This is a genomic window from Paenibacillus sp. FSL R5-0527 (assembly GCF_038008055.1).
Lineage (GTDB): Bacteria > Bacillota > Bacilli > Paenibacillales > Paenibacillaceae > Fontibacillus > Fontibacillus macerans.
The window spans coordinates 5,474,970-5,490,927 of the sequence record NZ_JBBOYI010000001.1 but is presented as its reverse complement, the minus strand read 5'-3'; the positions used below and the strand labels follow the sequence as shown (position 1 = coordinate 5,490,927).

Annotated in this window: 12 protein-coding genes; all 12 read left to right on the top strand. The window is 57.0% G+C overall.

Going from position 1 to position 15,958, the window contains the following annotated elements; all coding sequences use genetic code 11:
* The first annotated feature begins 6 nt into the window (after positions 1 to 6).
* The 12 genes from NYE69_RS24400 to ftsZ all read left to right on the top strand — a co-directional run bounded on the left by NYE69_RS24400 (position 7) and on the right by ftsZ (position 15,556).
* Positions 7 to 1,959: a stage V sporulation protein D gene (locus NYE69_RS24400; protein ID WP_240751883.1), complete on the top strand. Its 1,953-nt coding sequence runs from the start codon at positions 7 to 9 to the stop codon at positions 1,957 to 1,959.
* A 79-nt stretch (positions 1,960 to 2,038) separates the two neighbouring features.
* On the top strand, positions 2,039 to 3,529 hold the full coding sequence (locus NYE69_RS24395; RefSeq protein ID WP_340928259.1) for a UDP-N-acetylmuramoyl-L-alanyl-D-glutamate--2,6-diaminopimelate ligase: 1,491 nt from the start codon (positions 2,039 to 2,041) through the stop codon (positions 3,527 to 3,529).
* Complete coding sequence (locus tag NYE69_RS24390) at positions 3,529 to 4,926, top strand: UDP-N-acetylmuramoyl-tripeptide--D-alanyl-D-alanine ligase (RefSeq protein WP_411831158.1); 1,398 nt, start codon at positions 3,529 to 3,531, stop codon at positions 4,924 to 4,926. Before NYE69_RS24395 ends, NYE69_RS24390 begins: the two co-directional genes overlap by 1 nt.
* Positions 4,927 to 4,953: 27 nt before the next feature.
* Positions 4,954 to 5,919 (top strand): phospho-N-acetylmuramoyl-pentapeptide-transferase, encoded by a 966-nt coding sequence (mraY, locus tag NYE69_RS24385; protein ID WP_213510292.1) that lies wholly within the window; start codon positions 4,954 to 4,956, stop codon positions 5,917 to 5,919.
* A gap of 2 nt (positions 5,920 to 5,921) precedes the next feature.
* Positions 5,922 to 7,346, top strand: coding sequence for a UDP-N-acetylmuramoyl-L-alanine--D-glutamate ligase (murD, locus tag NYE69_RS24380; protein ID WP_340928257.1), 1,425 nt, complete (start codon positions 5,922 to 5,924; stop codon positions 7,344 to 7,346).
* 49 nt (positions 7,347 to 7,395) lie between these two features.
* The gene (spoVE, locus tag NYE69_RS24375; RefSeq protein WP_036621400.1) at positions 7,396 to 8,493 is read left to right on the top strand and encodes a stage V sporulation protein E; all 1,098 of its coding nucleotides are present in this window, start codon (positions 7,396 to 7,398) and stop codon (positions 8,491 to 8,493) included.
* A 4-nt stretch (positions 8,494 to 8,497) separates the two neighbouring features.
* Positions 8,498 to 9,619, top strand: a complete 1,122-nt coding sequence (gene murG, locus NYE69_RS24370; RefSeq protein ID WP_340928254.1) for an undecaprenyldiphospho-muramoylpentapeptide beta-N-acetylglucosaminyltransferase — start codon at positions 8,498 to 8,500, stop codon at positions 9,617 to 9,619.
* Positions 9,620 to 9,851: 232 nt separating this feature from the next.
* The gene (murB, locus tag NYE69_RS24365; protein ID WP_340928253.1) at positions 9,852 to 10,757 is read left to right on the top strand and encodes a UDP-N-acetylmuramate dehydrogenase; all 906 of its coding nucleotides are present in this window, start codon (positions 9,852 to 9,854) and stop codon (positions 10,755 to 10,757) included.
* 16 nt (positions 10,758 to 10,773) lie between these two features.
* Positions 10,774 to 12,054 carry a UDP-N-acetylglucosamine 1-carboxyvinyltransferase gene (murA, locus tag NYE69_RS24360; protein WP_036621405.1) on the top strand — a complete coding sequence of 427 codons (1,281 nt, stop codon included), beginning with the start codon at positions 10,774 to 10,776 and terminating at the stop codon, positions 12,052 to 12,054.
* Between the two features lie 91 nt (positions 12,055 to 12,145).
* Entirely contained in the window at positions 12,146 to 12,916 is a 771-nt protein-coding gene (locus NYE69_RS24355) for a cell division protein FtsQ/DivIB (RefSeq protein WP_340928251.1), read from the top strand.
* Positions 12,917 to 13,126: 210 nt separating this feature from the next.
* The gene (gene ftsA / locus NYE69_RS24350) at positions 13,127 to 14,380 is read left to right on the top strand and encodes a cell division protein FtsA (protein ID WP_328273125.1); all 1,254 of its coding nucleotides are present in this window, start codon (positions 13,127 to 13,129) and stop codon (positions 14,378 to 14,380) included.
* Positions 14,381 to 14,437: 57 nt separating this feature from the next.
* A complete protein-coding gene (ftsZ, locus tag NYE69_RS24345) occupies positions 14,438 to 15,556 on the top strand; it encodes a cell division protein FtsZ (RefSeq protein ID WP_340928247.1) in 1,119 nt (372 codons plus the stop codon).
* Positions 15,557 to 15,958 lie beyond the last annotated feature (402 nt).

Here is a 15,958-nt window from a genome sequence, read left to right as displayed (position 1 = left end):
CAACCAGTGAAAGTTTCCAAGTTTACCGTCAGACGAAGACTGTTCTGGCTGTTGATGGTGTTGTGTTTGTTGTTTGCGGCCCTTGCCGTGCGTCTTGCCTATGTGCAGATCGGAAAGGGAGCGGAATTGTCGGCCAAAGCGGAGGACTCCTGGCGCCGGAACATCCCTTATTCGGCGAAACGCGGCGAAATCAGCGACCGGAACGGCAACGTGCTGGCATATAACATTACGACGCCGACGGTCATGGCCATCCCGGTGCAAATCAAACATCCGGAGCAAACGGCCAAAAGCTTGGCGCCTCTGCTCGGCATGAGCGAAGACGCGATTTTGAAGTCGATCACCAAGAAACAATCCATAGTCAGGCTGCAACCCGGCGGACGCAAAATTACGATGGAAAAAGCGCAGCAAATTCGTGATTTGGCTCTTCCGGGTATTGTTGTTGCCGAAGACAACAAAAGATATTATCCTTATGGAGGACTTGCCGCTCATATCTTGGGTTTTACCGGCAGCTACAATCAGGGGCTGACCGGAGTGGAAAGCAAATACGAGAGCCTGCTGAGCGGCATGAACGGCAGCGTGTCCTATTTGTCCGACGCCGGGGGCAGATTGATGCCCGGGTCCTCGGAGAAATATGTGGAGCCGAAAGACGGGCTGAACCTGACGCTGACGATCGACAAATCGATCCAAAGCATTATCGAGCGCGAGCTGGATCAGGCGATGGACCGGCTGCAGGCCGACTCGGCCCTGACGATCGCGATGGATCCGAAAACGGGACAAATTTTAGGCATGGCGGCGAGACCGGGATTTGAGCCTGGGCAGTATCAGGAATACGATCCGGCGGTGTATAACCGGAACCTTCCGATCTGGATGACGTACGAACCGGGTTCCACGTTCAAGATCATCACCTTGGCCGCCGCGCTCCAAGAGAAGAAGGTGGATCTGCTGGGCGAGCGCTTTTTTGATCCGGGGTATGTCAAAGTTGGCGGGGCCACGCTCCGCTGCTGGAAGAGGGGCGGGCACGGCAGCCAGACATTCCTCCAGGTGGTGGAGAATTCCTGCAACCCCGGGTTCGTAGCGCTCGGGCAGCGCCTGGGCAAAGAAACGCTGTTCCAATACATCAAAAATTTCGGCTTCGGCAGCAAAACCGGCATCGACCTGAACGGCGAGGAAAACGGCATCCTGTTCAAGCTGTCCCGAGTAGGCCCGGTGGAACTGGCGACGACCTCGTTCGGCCAAGGGGTGTCGGTGACGCCGATTCAGCAGATCACCGCGGTTTCGGCCGCGATCAACGGCGGCAAGCTGTATAAACCTTACGTCGCCAAGGCGTGGACCAATCCCGATACGGGCGAGGTCGTCTCGGAAACGGCGCCGCAACTGGTGCGCCAGGTCATTTCGGAAGAGACGTCCAAGCAGATTCGTTCCGCGCTGGAAAGCGTCGTGGCCAACGGCACGGGCGGCAACGCCTTTATCGACGGCTATCGCGTGGGCGGGAAGACCGGGACGGCGCAGAAGGTCATAAACGGGCGTTATTCCGCAAACGAGCATATCGTTTCTTTTATCGGCTTCGCTCCGGCGGACGATCCGCAAATCGTCGTTTATACGGCGGTCGACAATCCGCAAGGGATCCAATTCGGCGGCGTGGTAGCCGCTCCGATCGTACGGAATATCATGAAGGATGCGCTGGAATACATGCAAGTTCCGCCCCGCCAGCAGCAGGTTACCAAGAAATACAAATACGGCGAGACGCCGATCGTCACGGTTCCCGATCTGATCGGACATACGGCGCAGGAAATCTACGAGGACCTCAACATGAATTTTAATTTGGCGAAATCGGGGGCGGGGAACGTCGTGATCAATCAGGCGCCGAAAGCCGGAGCCCGGGTCGAAAAGGGGTCGACGATCCGAATTTATATGGGCAGCGAGGCGGATGCGGAACAACAACATAACCATAATCAATAATTCTCCTGAACTTTGCAGTTTTTGGTGATAATATAGAGTGAGTGTTTACGAACGTTGTTGAAATACGGAGGGGTTAGCTATGCAGCTTAAGGAATTGGCAACTTATTTGATAGCTTCGCAAATACGAGGCGACGGGGAGCTGGCCTGCGAAGGCATCGCCATCGATTCGCGGAAAGTTCAGCCCGGAGATTTGTTTATATGCCTTCCCGGTCATACGGTCGACGGGCACGACTTCGCTCCGCAAGCCGCGGACAAAGGAGCGGCGGCGCTCGTCGTGGAGCGTTGGCTTGACGATTGTCCGCTGCCGCAGCTTAAGGTGAAAGACAGCAGATTGGCGATGGCGGTTTTGGGCAACGTGTTTTTCGGCTTCCCCAGCCGGCGGCTGAAGGTCATCGGCGTTACCGGAACGAACGGCAAAACGACAACGACTTATTTGATCGAACGCATTCTTGAGGATCAAGGGCGCTCTACGGGACTTATCGGAACGATTCAGCGCAAATTCGCCGGCCGGACGTATCCGATGTCCGGGACGACGCCGGAATCGCTGGAGCTGCAGCGGTATTTGCACGAGATGGCCGAAGGCGGCGCGGCTTACTGCGTCATGGAGGTGTCCTCCCACGCGCTGGACCAGGGCCGTGTCAAAGGAACGCACTTCCGGACGGCCGTCTTTACGAATTTGACCCAGGACCATTTGGATTATCACAACACGATGGAAGAGTATCGCGGGGCCAAGGGGCTGTTCTTCTCCCGTTTGGGCAACAACTATCCGGCCAATCCGGACGAGCGCAGCTACGCGGTCCTTAACGCGGATGATCCCGCCAGCTCTTATTTTGCCAAGCAAACCGCCGCGGAGACGATCACGTACGGAGTGGAGAACGAGGCCGATGTCCGCGCCTCGGACATTTCCGTAACGGCGAAAGGCACCTCGTTCCATGTCGATACATTTCAAGGCAGCGCCGACATTTCGCTGCGGATGGTCGGCAAGTTCAACGTGTACAACGCGCTTGCCGCGATCGCGGCCGCTTTGCTCGAAGGGATTCCGCTCGAACGGATCAAGGCCAGCCTGGAAGCGGTCAAAGGCGTGGAGGGACGGGTTGAAGCGGTCGATGAAGGCCAATCCTTCGCCGTCATCGTCGATTACGCCCACACGCCCGACGGGCTCGAAAACGTGCTGCGGACCGTAAACGAATTTGCCAAAGGCCGCGTCATCTGCGTCTTCGGCTGCGGCGGCGACCGGGATCGTACGAAACGCCCGATCATGGGGCGGATCGCCGCGAAATACGCCGATCACGTCATCGTGACTTCCGACAACCCGCGCACCGAAGATCCCGATGCTATACTAAGCGACATCGAGCAGGGATTGATCGGCGACGGGGTGGACCGCAGCCGTTACGAGCTGATCGTCGACCGCCGCGAGGCCATCCAAAAGGCTATTGAAATGGCAAGCCGTGAAGATGTAGTATTGATTGCGGGGAAAGGTCATGAAACCTATCAGTTGATCGGAACCGCAGTGCTCGATTTTGATGATCGGATCGTAGCAAAAGAAGCGATAAGGGGTTTGGCGAAGTGATAATTAGAAATCTGGCGGATATAGCCGCGATGTGCGGCGGACAAGTGCGGGAGGCGGCCGATTCCGGCATTGCGGTGCGCGGAGCGGTCACCGATTCCCGGCAAATCACGCAGGACTGTTTGTTTATTCCGTTATCCGGAGAAAGGTTCGACGGCCACGATTTTGCAGCGGACTGTCTCGCGGCCGGAGCTGCCGCAACCCTGTGGGAGCGGTCCAAGGGAACGCCTCCCGGGCCGGCCGTACTGGTGGACGATTGCCTGGAGGCGCTGCAAACGCTGGCCAAGTCCTACTTGATCCAGGCGGGTGCCAAGGTGGTCGGCATTACGGGCAGCAACGGGAAAACGACGACCAAAGACCTCGTTTACTCGCTTTTGTCCACAACGTACAAAGTGCATAAAACCAAAGGGAATTTTAATAACCACATCGGGCTGCCGCTGACGGTGCTGGCGATGCCCGAGGATACGGAGATCGCCGTCCTGGAGATGGGCATGAGCGGCCGCCGCGAAATCGAGCTGCTGTCCAAACTGGCCGAACCCGAGACGGCGGTCATAACGAATATCGGCGAAGCGCATCTGCTGCAGCTCGGCTCGCGGGAGGAAATCGCGCGGGCGAAACTGGAGATCCTCGCGGGGATGAAGCCCGGGGGATTGTTCGTTTACAATGGGGACGAACCTTTGATTCCCCAGGTGCTGGCGGAGGCGGACACGGCGAAGCCGGACCGGCTGCGGACCGTCACGTTTGGATTGGGCCAAGGCAATGACGAATACCCGACCGGAATGATGTTCATGGAGGACCGCACCCTGTTCACTTCGCGCGGGACCGGCGGGGAGCCGCTGGAGCTGCCTCTGCTGGGCGAGCACAACGTGGTGAACGCTTTGGCCGCGCTTGCGGTCGCCCGCCGCTATGGGGTCGGCGAAGCCGCGATTCGGGACGGGCTTCGCCATGCCGAACTGACCGGCATGCGGATCGAGCGCATCATCGGCGCAAGCGGCGTGACGATCTTGAACGATGCGTACAACGCCAGCCCCACGTCCATGAAAGCGGCGATCGGCGTGCTGGAAAAAATGAAAGGGTTCCGCCAAAGAATCGCCGTGCTCGGAGATATGCTTGAGCTTGGAGCTTCCGAAGAAGAATACCACCGCGAGATCGGCGCTTCCCTGACACCGGACAAAGTGGATCAGCTTTTTACCTACGGAACGCTGGGCCTGAAAATCGCCGAAGGCGCAGCCGGGCATTTGAAACCTGCGCGCATTCATGCATATACTGATAAAACTGAGCTCATCCGCGATTTGACTTCGCTGATCCATCCGAAGGACGTTGTACTGGTCAAGGCCTCCCGGGGCATGAAGCTGGAGGAAGTCGTGGACGCGGTAAAACATAACAACTTAAAGCATTAATTACCGGCGAGAGGGGGGTGAAATCCCATGGATTTCGGACTAATTCTGTTAACGATCGGCGTATCTTTCATTTTGGCCGTCATTTCGGCTCCGCTGATCATTCCGCTGCTAAAACGGCTTAAATTCGGCCAGCAAATACGCGGGGAAGGACCGCAAAGCCACCAGAAAAAGGCGGGCACGCCTACGATGGGCGGCGTGATTATTTTGCTTGCCTTCACGTTGTCTTTCCTTAAATTTTCGGTCATCAACACCGATTTCTACGTGCTGCTGATCGCTACGCTCGGCTTCGGGCTGGTCGGTTTTCTCGACGACTACATCAAAATCGTGTTTAAACGGTCTTTGGGATTGACGCCCAGACAAAAATTGTTCGGACAGCTGCTGTTCGCCGGTATCATGTGCGCTTTGCTCATTTCGGAAGGGCACAGCACGGCGATCGGCATTCCGGGAACCGGATGGTCCTTTGACCTCGGAGGCTGGTTCTATTATCCTTTTATCATTGTCATGATGCTGGCGATCAGCAACGCGGTGAACTTCACCGACGGTGTGGACGGACTTTTGTCCGGCGTCAGCGCGATCGCCTTCGGCGCCTACGCGGTGATCGCGATGCAGGCGACTTCGCTCCCTTCCGCGGTCTGCGCGGCGGCGATGATCGGGGCGGTGCTGGGCTTCCTCGTGTTCAACGCGCATCCGGCCAAGGTGTTTATGGGCGATACCGGATCGTTGGGGATCGGCGGGGCGATCGGCGCGATCGCCGTTATCACGAAAAGCGAGCTGCTTTTCCTGGTGATCGGCGGCATCTTCGTAATCGAAATGCTGTCCGTCGTCATTCAGGTGACCTCTTTTAAAACGAGAGGAAAGCGGATTTTCAAAATGAGCCCGATTCATCACCATTTTGAGTTGTCAGGCTGGTCGGAATGGCGGGTTGTGGTGACGTTTTGGGCGGCCGGACTTATCCTGGCGGGCATTGGACTTTATTTAAACAAGGGGTTGTAATCATGAAGCATCCAGAAGAATACCGGGGACGCCAGGTGGTCGTGATCGGTTTAGCGAGAAGCGGCGTTCAGGTCGCGAAAACCCTGCATCGTTTTGGAGCCGTCGTGACGGTTAACGATAAAAAGGAGAGGGAACTGTGTCCCGAAGCATCCGAATTGGAAGCTTTGGGAATTTCTGTTGTATGCGGCGGACATCCGGACGGACTTGTCCATCCCGGCGTCGAATTGGTCGTGAAAAATCCCGGCATCCCTTATTCGGCCCCGCCTGTGGCCAAAGCGCTGGAGTTGGGCATCGACGTCGTGACCGAGGTGGAAATCGCCTACCGGCTCAGCCCGGCGCCGATCATCGGGATTACGGGCTCCAACGGAAAAACGACGACGACGACATGGGTCGGCAAAATGCTGGAAGCCGCCGGGCTTCGCCCGATCGTAGCCGGCAACATCGGCACGCCGCTGTGCGAAGCGGCGGAAACGGCGAGCGCCGGTAACTGGCTTGTAGCCGAACTTAGCAGCTTTCAGCTGAAAGGAACGCAGGCATTCCGCCCTAAGGTTGCTTGCCTGCTTAATGTGGCGGAGACCCACCTGGATTACCACGGTACGATGGATGACTATGTGGCTTCCAAAGCCAAGCTGTTCGCCAATCAGGAAGCGGCGGATACGGCTGTCGTCAATTGGGACGACCCTACATGCCGCAAGCTGGTGCCGTATATCACGGCGAAGCTGATCCCTTTTTCGATGACGGAGGAGCTGAAATCGGAAGGGGTGTACATCCGGCCGGCTTATGTCCCGGACGTAGAGGACGGGCTTGATCGCAGCGTTGTGTACCGGGGAGCGGACGGCGAGGTGCGGAAAATCGTCGATGTGCGCGATATCGCCTTGCCCGGACGGTTCAATGTGGAGAACGCATTGGCGGCGGTGGCCGTCGCCCTGGCCGCGGGTGCGGCGCCGGAGGCTCTCGTGGAGCCTTTGCGTACGTTCCGCGGTGTGGAGCACCGTTTGGAATACGTCGAGGAGAAGCGCGGCGTGGTTTATTACAACAACTCCAAAGCGACGAACGCGAAGGCGACGATTATGGCGCTGGGCGCTTTAACGGCTCCGATCGTGCTGATTGCCGGCGGGCTGGACCGGGGCTCGGATTATACGGAGCTGGTGCCCGTCTTTAAACAGAAAGTGAAGGCGCTTGTCGCCCTGGGGCAAACGAAGGAAAAAATCGCCGAAGCCGGAAAACTTGCGGGTCTATCCGCCATCGTGGTGGTCGATAATGGTGACAGCGCCGCGGAAACGCTGCGGACCGCGCTGAAGGAGGCGGCGGCTTTGGCCGCATCCGGAGATGCCGTGCTGCTCTCTCCGGCATGCGCCAGCTGGGATATGTTCTCCTCCTATGAAGAGCGTGGACGCATTTTTAAAGAGGCGGTGCATACGCTTTAAGTAGGGGGGTGGAAAAGCCCCTACTTTCTGTCAAGAGGTGGCATCCACGATGAGCAAGAGCCGTACGGCCCCGGATTTTTGGCTTATGGCCAGCATTCTCGGACTGCTGGCGATCGGAATTGTGATGGTGTACAGCGCGGGTTCGGTGCTCGCTTTTCATGATTACGGCGATTCTTTCTACTTTGTGAAGCGTCAGCTGTTGTTCGCCGTGCTCGGGCTGGTCGCGATGTTTTTGATGATGAATTTCGATTACCGGCTGCTGCGCAAATACGCGAAGGTGGGGCTGCTCATTTGCTTCGCCCTGCTCGTGATCGTGCTGATTCCCGGGATCGGGGTCGTGCGCGGGGGAGCGCGCAGCTGGCTGGGCATCAGCTCGTTTGGCATTCAGCCGTCCGAGTTCATGAAGCTGGGCATGATTTTGTTTCTCTCCTACTTCCTTAGCCAGGAAGATTACAAGATTACGAATTTCGCCAAGGGACTGTTGCCGCCGCTTGGCGTGATCGGGCTGGCTTTCGGTCTGATCATGCTGCAGCCCGATTTGGGGACAGGCACGGTCATGCTTGGCGCTTCGCTGCTGATCGTCTTTACGGCCGGAGCCCGAATCCTGCATCTGGCCGGGCTGGCGGGCCTTGGGGCGCTAGGATTCGTAGGCCTGATCCTGGCGGCGCCTTACCGCCTGAAGCGGATTACCGCTTTTCTCGATCCCTGGTCCGATCCGCTTGGCGCAGGGTATCAGATCATTCAATCATTGTACGCGATCGGTCCCGGCGGGCTTGCCGGGCTGGGGCTCGGGATGAGCCGGCAGAAATACAGCTATGTGCCCGAGCCGCAAACCGACTTTATTTTTTCCATTTTGGCCGAGGAGCTTGGCTTTATCGGCGGACTGCTTGTTCTGCTGCTGTTCCTCATCCTGGTATGGCGCGGCATGAGGGTTGCGATGACGATCGACGACACGTTCGGCAGCCTGCTGGCCGTCGGCATCGTCGGGATGGTCGCCGTTCAGGTGGTGATCAACATCGGCGTCGTGATCGGCCTGATGCCCGTCACCGGCATTACCCTGCCGCTTATCAGCTACGGCGGATCTTCGCTGACGCTGATGCTGACCGCGTTAGGCATTTTACTTAATTTATCCCGTTATGCGAGGTGAGAATATGCGCGTCGTACTGAGCGGCGGCGGAACCGGGGGCCACATCTACCCGGCGCTGGCCGTCGCAAGCCAATGCGCCGAGGAATTTCCCGATTCCGAATTTTTATACATCGGCGGCCGGCGGGGGCTGGAAAGCTCGCTGGTTCCGAAGCACAACATCCCGTTTGAAGCGATCGACATCACCGGCTTCCGCCGCAAGCTGTCGGTCGAAAATATAAAGACCGTTATGCGTTTTCTCAAAGGAGTGCGCACCTCCAAAAAACTGCTGCGGGAATTTAACCCCGACGTCGTCATCGGGACGGGCGGCTACGTATGCGGCCCGGTCGTATACGCGGCCGCCAAGCTGGGCATTCCGAGCATCATCCATGAGCAAAACGCCATTCCGGGGCTGACCAACCGCTTTTTAAGCAAATACGTGTCGACCGTGGCGGTGAGCTTTGAAGGCTCGGAGTCCGCGTTCCCGGGAGCCGGAAACGTCATATATAGCGGAAATCCGCGGGCCACGACCGTTCATGCCGCCGACAAGGCGAAGGGCTTCGCCTCGCTGGGGCTTGCCGCAAGCAGCTCGGTCGTGCTCATCGTCGGCGGCAGCCGGGGGGCCAAAGCGATCAACGAAGCGATGATCGGCATGGCGCCGCTGCTTGCGGAAGCGCCGCATTTGCAATTCGTTTACGTTACCGGCGAGGCTTATCACGCAGCGACGCTCGAAGCGATTCGCGGCAAACTGGGCGGGCTTCCGGACCATTTGCAGGTGCTTCCTTACGTGCACAACATGCCTGAGGTGCTGGCCGCGACTTCCTTGATCGTGGGACGAGCAGGAGCTTCCTCCTTAGCGGAAATCACCGCGCTGGGAATTCCGGCGATCCTTATTCCGTCGCCCAACGTAACGAATAATCATCAGGAGAAAAACGCCCGGACTTTGGAGCGGGCCGGAGCCGCCGAAGTCATTTTGGAGCCGGAATTGAGCGGGCAAAGCCTGTTCGGCTCGGTTCAGCGGATCATGAGCGACCTGTCCGTCCACGCCTCGATGTCGGCGGCTTCCCGCCGCCTCGGCAAACCGGACTCCGCCCATTTACTGGTGAAAGAAATGCGGCGTCTTGTCCAAAGCCGCGCAAATCGCCGCTAACCGCGGGGAACCGAAGGGCGGAACTGGACCTGGGCGATTGTCACACTCTCCGTGAGGAAGGCATAAGATACTCTATAAATCGTGACAATCCAAGCGGAGCGACAAGGACACGGTTAGCATGAATTGCTCCGACGGACCCGGGCCGCGGCTTCGTTTATGGCATGAACCTGCCTGTGCCTTCAGGCGACAAGCCGGGTGTTTTTCCGCCTACAAGTCAAGGAGGGATTTTACGATGCAGCAATGGATATCGAATTTGACCCGGCAGGGAGTCGGAACGGTATTGCCGAACGAGCCGATGTCAAAATATACAACATGGAAAATCGGCGGTCCCGCTGACGCGATGGTCGTACCCGAGAATCCCGGGCAGCTGTCCAAGCTCGTCCGGCTGCTTCATGAGGAGCGGATCCCTTGGATGGTGGTCGGCAAGGGCTCGAACATGCTGGTCTCCGACCGGGGAATTCGGGGGTGCGTGATCCGGCTTGGCTCCGGATTGGAGCAGATCGAATTTGACGGAAGCAAGGTCCAGGCCGGAGGGGGCGCTTCGTTCGTCAGACTCAGCATCATGGCGGGCAAACAGGGGCTGACCGGCCTGGAGTTTGCCGGAGGCATCCCCGGGACGGTGGGGGGAGCCGTATATATGAACGCCGGGGCTCACGGGTCCGATGTGTCACGTATATTTAAATCCGCTGACATTGTTCTGGAGACGGGTGAATTGGTCACTTACAACGCAGAGGATATGGAATTTGACTATCGGCATTCCGTCCTGCACGAACAGCGCGGCATTGTGGCCAAAGCCGAATTTACGCTGGCTGCCGGCGATCGGCTGGAAATCGCCGCCGCCATGGCGGCTTACAAGGACCGCCGCCGCAAAACGCAGCCGCTTCAGCAGCCGTGCGCCGGCAGCGTCTTCCGCAATCCGCCGGGAGACCATTCGGCCAGGCTGATCGAGGCGGCCGGACTTAAAGGCTTAAAGGTCGGAGGAGCCGAAGTATCCACGCTGCACGCCAATTTCATCGTCAATACCGGGCAAGCGACAGCAGAGGACGTTCTAGCGCTCATGGAGCAAATCAAGGCATCCGTCGAAGACAAATTCGGCGTAAACTTGGTGCCGGAGGTTTTTTTCGTGGGCGAACGGTAAACTCGGAGGTGATACATTGGACAAATTGGTGATCGAAGGCGGGAGACCCCTATCAGGAACCATTCGTATCCATGGAGCAAAAAATGCCGCACTGCCGATTCTGGCCGCTAGTTTGCTGTCCGAAGGCAAGGTGCAACTTCGAAATGTCCCCCGTCTGCTCGATATTGATGTCATGCTGGGCATACTCGGCCGCCTTGGCTGCAAAGCCGTCCATTTAGGGGATACGGTTACGGTCGACACGGGAAGCGCGGATTCAAGCCATGTGCCGGAAGATTTGATGAAGCAGATGCGGTCTTCCATTTTTTTGATGGGGCCGCTGCTCGCCAGGTTCGGGGAGGTTTGCATTTACCAGCCGGGCGGGTGCGCCATCGGCGAACGAAAAATCGATTTGCATTTGAAAGGGCTGGAAGCCCTGGGGGCGCAAATCGAGGAAAGCGAGCAGCAAATCCGGTGCCGGGCCAGCAGGCTGGTCGGTTGCGATATTCACCTTGATTTTCCCAGTGTCGGGGCGACGGAAAACATTATGATGGCGGCCGCGCTGGCCGAAGGGACGACGGTAATCACCAATGCCGCCCGGGAACCGGAAATTCAGGATCTGCAAAACTTCTTGAACGCCATGGGGGCGAGCATCATCGGCGCCGGAACGGACACGATTACGATTCGCGGCGTAGAGCGCCTGTATCCTTGCGATTACGAGGTTATCCCCGACCGTATCGTTGCCGGAACCGCGCTGATCGCCGTAGCCGCTACGCGCGGCAGCGTGACGCTGACCCACTGCAATCCGGCGCACCTGGTGTCGCTGCTTCATGTGCTGCGGCGGGCAGGTGTTCAAATCGGAGCTGCCGATGATATAATAACGATTAGCAGCGCAGGCCGTCCTAGAGCGGTGGAGCGGATCGTGACTTCGCCGTATCCTTCCTTTCCGACCGATCTGCAGTCGCAAATCATGGTATTGCTTGCGTTGGCGGACGGACTCAGCGTAATGAAGGAGACCGTGTTCGAGGGCAGATTCAAGCATGTGGACGAATTGGTCCGGATGGGCGCCGACATTTCGGTCGATTTGAATCTGGCTTTCATTCGCGGGGTGCCGAGATTGTACGGAGCCACCGTGGAGGCCACGGACCTGCGGGCCGGCGCCGCGCTGGTCATTGCGGGCCTGGCGGCGCAAGGCAAAACGATCGTGGAGCAGGTTCATCATATCGATCGCGGCTACGACCGGATCGAAACGATGTTCCAGCGTCTCGGGGGCGCGATCCATCGCGAAACCCCCGTGCTGAAGCAGCTTGATTTAGCCTGAGGCTTGGCCTTACATCCCCTCCGTCCGGAGGGGATCAAGGCTTTTGGACGTTCTTTTATATTATTTATTCAGAAAGTTGCGGAGAAATGACATGCCCAAAGCGAATGTACCTGTCCTGAAAGAGCCGGTAAAACCGAAAAGGAAAAGCGGCCGAAAAGTGAAAGTGATCCTCATCTTGCTGTTCGTTTCGTTACTTTGCGTGCTTTTTTTTCGCTCGTCCTTAAGCAAGGTTTCGGCGATTACGTTTCACGGCAATACGTATTCGACGGAGAGCGAGCTTTTAAAGGCCGCCGGACTGGAAGTCGGGGCGCCGTTTTTTGCCGTCAGTTCGGGGAACGTTGAGCGCAGATTGGAGAGCATTCCTTCCGTAGAGCATGCGGTCGTGGACAAAAAATTCCCGGGAAAGATCGAGATCCGGATCGAAGAGTTTCCGCTTGCGGCCTATGAGCTTACCGACGGCGGCAAGCTGAGCGGACTGCTGGCGAACGGCACCAAGATCCCGCTGCAAAACGGCTCCATGCCGGTGGACAAGCCTATTTTGACCGGGTGGAAAGAGAATGACCCCAATCTGGTAAAACTCTGCAAAACGTTGTCGGAGATCCCGGGCGAGCTGACCGCCGATATTTCCGAGATCGTTCCTTCGCCAACCTTGTCTTATCCGGACCGGATCAAAATGTATACGCGCTCGGAATTCGAAGTGATTTCCGCGATCTCGTTACTGCCGAAAAAGGCGGAGTATTTGAACGAGATTTTGCAAAATCAGGATCCCGGACAGCTGAAAATGCTGGATGCCGATTCCTATGTGCCGTATCCCCCGCCGGAAGGCGAAGAGAACGGCCAAAATGACACTACTCATGAGTGAAAAACAATGTTAAAATACATTTTATGGGCTAGTTTCCTATCTCCCTCTTTTTTCTTCTGATTTTTGCGGTCCTATCGTCAGATAGATGTAAAACTTGGAAGTCAAAAAATTTGTAGAAAAAAGAGGGAAAGGTTAAACGGCGTTGAATATGTAGAGAGTGCATCTAACACGGCAAGAATATTTAGAATGGGAAATAGGAGGTGCCAGGGCTTGAGCAACAATGACATCATTGTTAGTTTGGACATCGGTACATCCAAAGTTCGTGCTATTATTGGGGAAATTGGCAATGGAACCTTTAATATTATTGGAGTTGGATCTGCCGACTCGGAAGGAATTCGAAAAGGCGCGATTGTAGATATTGACCAAACGGTCCAATCGATCCGCAACGCCGTGGATCACGCGGAACGGATGGTAGGTATTCAAATATCGGAAGTATATGTCGGCATTTCGGGCAACCACATCGGACTCCAAACGAGCCACGGAGTAGTAGCCGTACAAAATGAAGATCGGGAAATCGGCGAGGACGATATCGACCGCGTGCTGAAGGCGGCCGAAGTCATCGCCCTGCCGCCGGAACGCGAAATTATCGATATTGTGGCCAAGCAATATGTGGTGGACGGGCTTGAAGGCATTCAGGATCCCCGCGGCATGATCGGAGTCCGCCTGGAAGTGGAAGCGACGATTATCACGGGAGCGAAGACGGCGATTCACAATTTGCTCCGCTGCGTGGAGAAATCCGGGCTGAAGGTCCGGGATTTGGTATTGTTATCGCTGGGCGCAGGGCAGCTCGCCTTATCCAAGGATGAAAAAACCATGGGTTCGGTACTGGTGGATATCGGTGCCGGATCCACTACGATCGCTGTGTTTGAAGGCGGCACGATCGTGTCCACATCCACGCTTCCGATTGGGGGAGAATTTATAACGAACGACATTGCTTACGGTCTCCGCACGTTGACCGATCATGCGGAGAAGGCGAAGCTGAAATACGGCTGCGCCTCGATCGAGGACGCCGCGCCGGACGTAACCTTTAAGGTAACGCGGATCGGCAGTAATGTGGACAAGGAATTTACGCAGGAAGACCTGGCGGCCATCGCGGAGCCTCGCGTTCAGGAGATCTTCCAGCTGATCCGCCAGGAAGTCAAGCGGCTCGGCTACAGCGAGCAGCCGGGAGGCTATATTTTGACGGGGGGAACCGTATCGATGCCGGGGCTGCTTAAGATCGCCCAGCAGGAGCTGGCGGCTTCCGTTAGAATCGCCGTTCCGGATTATATCGGGGTTCGCGACCCCGGGTTTACCGGCGGTGTAGGCATTTTGTACAAGGTAATCAAGAGTATTCGCGTTCGGAACTCCGGGGCGAAGAAGACGGCCGGCCGGAGCAAACCCGCTTCGCCGGCGCAGGAGCCGGCCCGCAAATCGGGCGGCCTGATGGAGCGTCTTAAAAATCTGTTCAGTGAATTTATATAGCAAATTCAAGGATGAAGAACGGGCCATCCATGCACATTGAGGGGGAGATGGAATAGTATGTTGGAATTTGATTTCGAAATGGAGAGCTTGGCTCAAATCAAGGTCATCGGGGTAGGCGGCGGCGGAAGCAACGCGGTTAACCGGATGATCGAAAACGGCGTGCAAGGCGTCGAATTCATTACGGTAAATACGGACGCCCAAGCGCTTCATTTGGCCAAGTCCGAACATAAATTGCAGATCGGGGATAAATTGACGCGCGGACTGGGCGCCGGCGCCAATCCGGAGGTCGGCAAGAAAGCGGCCGAAGAATCCCGCGAACTGATCGCAAATACGTTAAAAGGCGCGGATATGGTGTTCGTCACGGCCGGCATGGGCGGCGGCACCGGCACCGGAGCGGCTCCGGTCATCGCCGAAATCGCCAGAGAATGCGGCGCGCTGACGGTCGGCGTCGTTACCCGCCCATTTACGTTTGAAGGCCGCAAGCGTTCTTCCCAGGCGGAGCTTGGCATCGAAGGTTTGAAAGAAAAAGTGGACACGCTGATCGTCATTCCGAACGATCGTCTGTTGGAAATCGTCGACAAGAAGACGCCGATGTTGGAAGCGTTCCGCGAAGCGGACAACGTGCTTCGTCAGGCGGTGCAGGGCATCTCCGACTTGATCGCCGTACCGGGTCTGATCAACCTCGACTTCGCCGACGTGAAGACGATCATGACCGAACGCGGCTCCGCACTGATGGGCATCGGCCTCGCTACCGGCGAGAACCGGGCCGCCGAAGCCGCCCGCAAGGCGATCATGAGTCCGCTCTTGGAAACGTCCATCGAAGGTGCGCGCGGCGTTATCATGAACATTACGGGTGGAGCCAACCTGTCCCTGTATGAAGTCAACGAGGCCGCGGAAATCGTGATCGCCGCTTCCGATCCGGAAGTGAACATGATTTTCGGCGCGATCATTGACGAGAATATGAAGGAAGAAATCAAAGTGACGGTTATTGCGACCGGGTTCGAGAATAAGCCTGCGGTGCAGCCAGCCCGCAAACCGGCCGCTGCTCCGGGCGTATCCGAGCCGCAGGACACGCGTCCGGCTTCGAATCTGCGACCGTTCGGCAACCAGCCGAGCGGAGATCAGCTCGACATCCCGACATTTCTCCGTAACCGTTCGCGGAACAATAACGACTAAGCAAGGGTAGTACGTCTCCCCGAAGACCTTGTCCCGATTAGGGCCAGGGTCTTTTTTTGCCAGAATTTAGTCGAAAAGCGATCGTGGCAAGAACCACAGAAGGGCGCCCGAAAGCTTGAGGATAGGGAAGTGGGGGGGAGGGGGCGGCAGATCAATACTGGCTGTCCATAGACTTTGCACGATTATCCCGTTTAATCAGGTAGCAGAGAGAAAGACAAGCTCGGGAGAAAAATATTTGGTGGAGAAGCAGAGAGGTTCGAGATAATTTAGACGGGTTTGAAACCCTTGCTCAAGCCCCATCCCCTGCACCCTGAATGAAAGGGATAATCGTGCAAAGGTTACAGGCATGAACACCAAGACACGAAATCCGCCCCTCCACTTCCCGCTGCTTTACCTTGCTTC

Bases quoted from the DNA above. Each gene is read 5' to 3' on its own strand.
- mraY (WP_213510292.1), top strand. From the start codon at position 4,954: ATGGATTTCGGACTAATTCTGTTAACGATCGGCGTATCTTTCATTTTG.
- spoVE (WP_036621400.1), top strand. From the start codon at position 7,396: ATGAGCAAGAGCCGTACGGCCCCGGATTTTTGGCTTATGGCCAGCATT.
- murG (WP_340928254.1), top strand. From the start codon at position 8,498: ATGCGCGTCGTACTGAGCGGCGGCGGAACCGGGGGCCACATCTACCCG.
- murB (WP_340928253.1), top strand. From the start codon at position 9,852: ATGCAGCAATGGATATCGAATTTGACCCGGCAGGGAGTCGGAACGGTA.
- NYE69_RS24395 (WP_340928259.1), top strand. From the start codon at position 2,039: ATGCAGCTTAAGGAATTGGCAACTTATTTGATAGCTTCGCAAATACGA.
- ftsZ (WP_340928247.1), top strand. From the start codon at position 14,438: ATGTTGGAATTTGATTTCGAAATGGAGAGCTTGGCTCAAATCAAGGTC.
- murD (WP_340928257.1), top strand. From the start codon at position 5,922: ATGAAGCATCCAGAAGAATACCGGGGACGCCAGGTGGTCGTGATCGGT.
- NYE69_RS24355 (WP_340928251.1), top strand. From the start codon at position 12,146: ATGCCCAAAGCGAATGTACCTGTCCTGAAAGAGCCGGTAAAACCGAAA.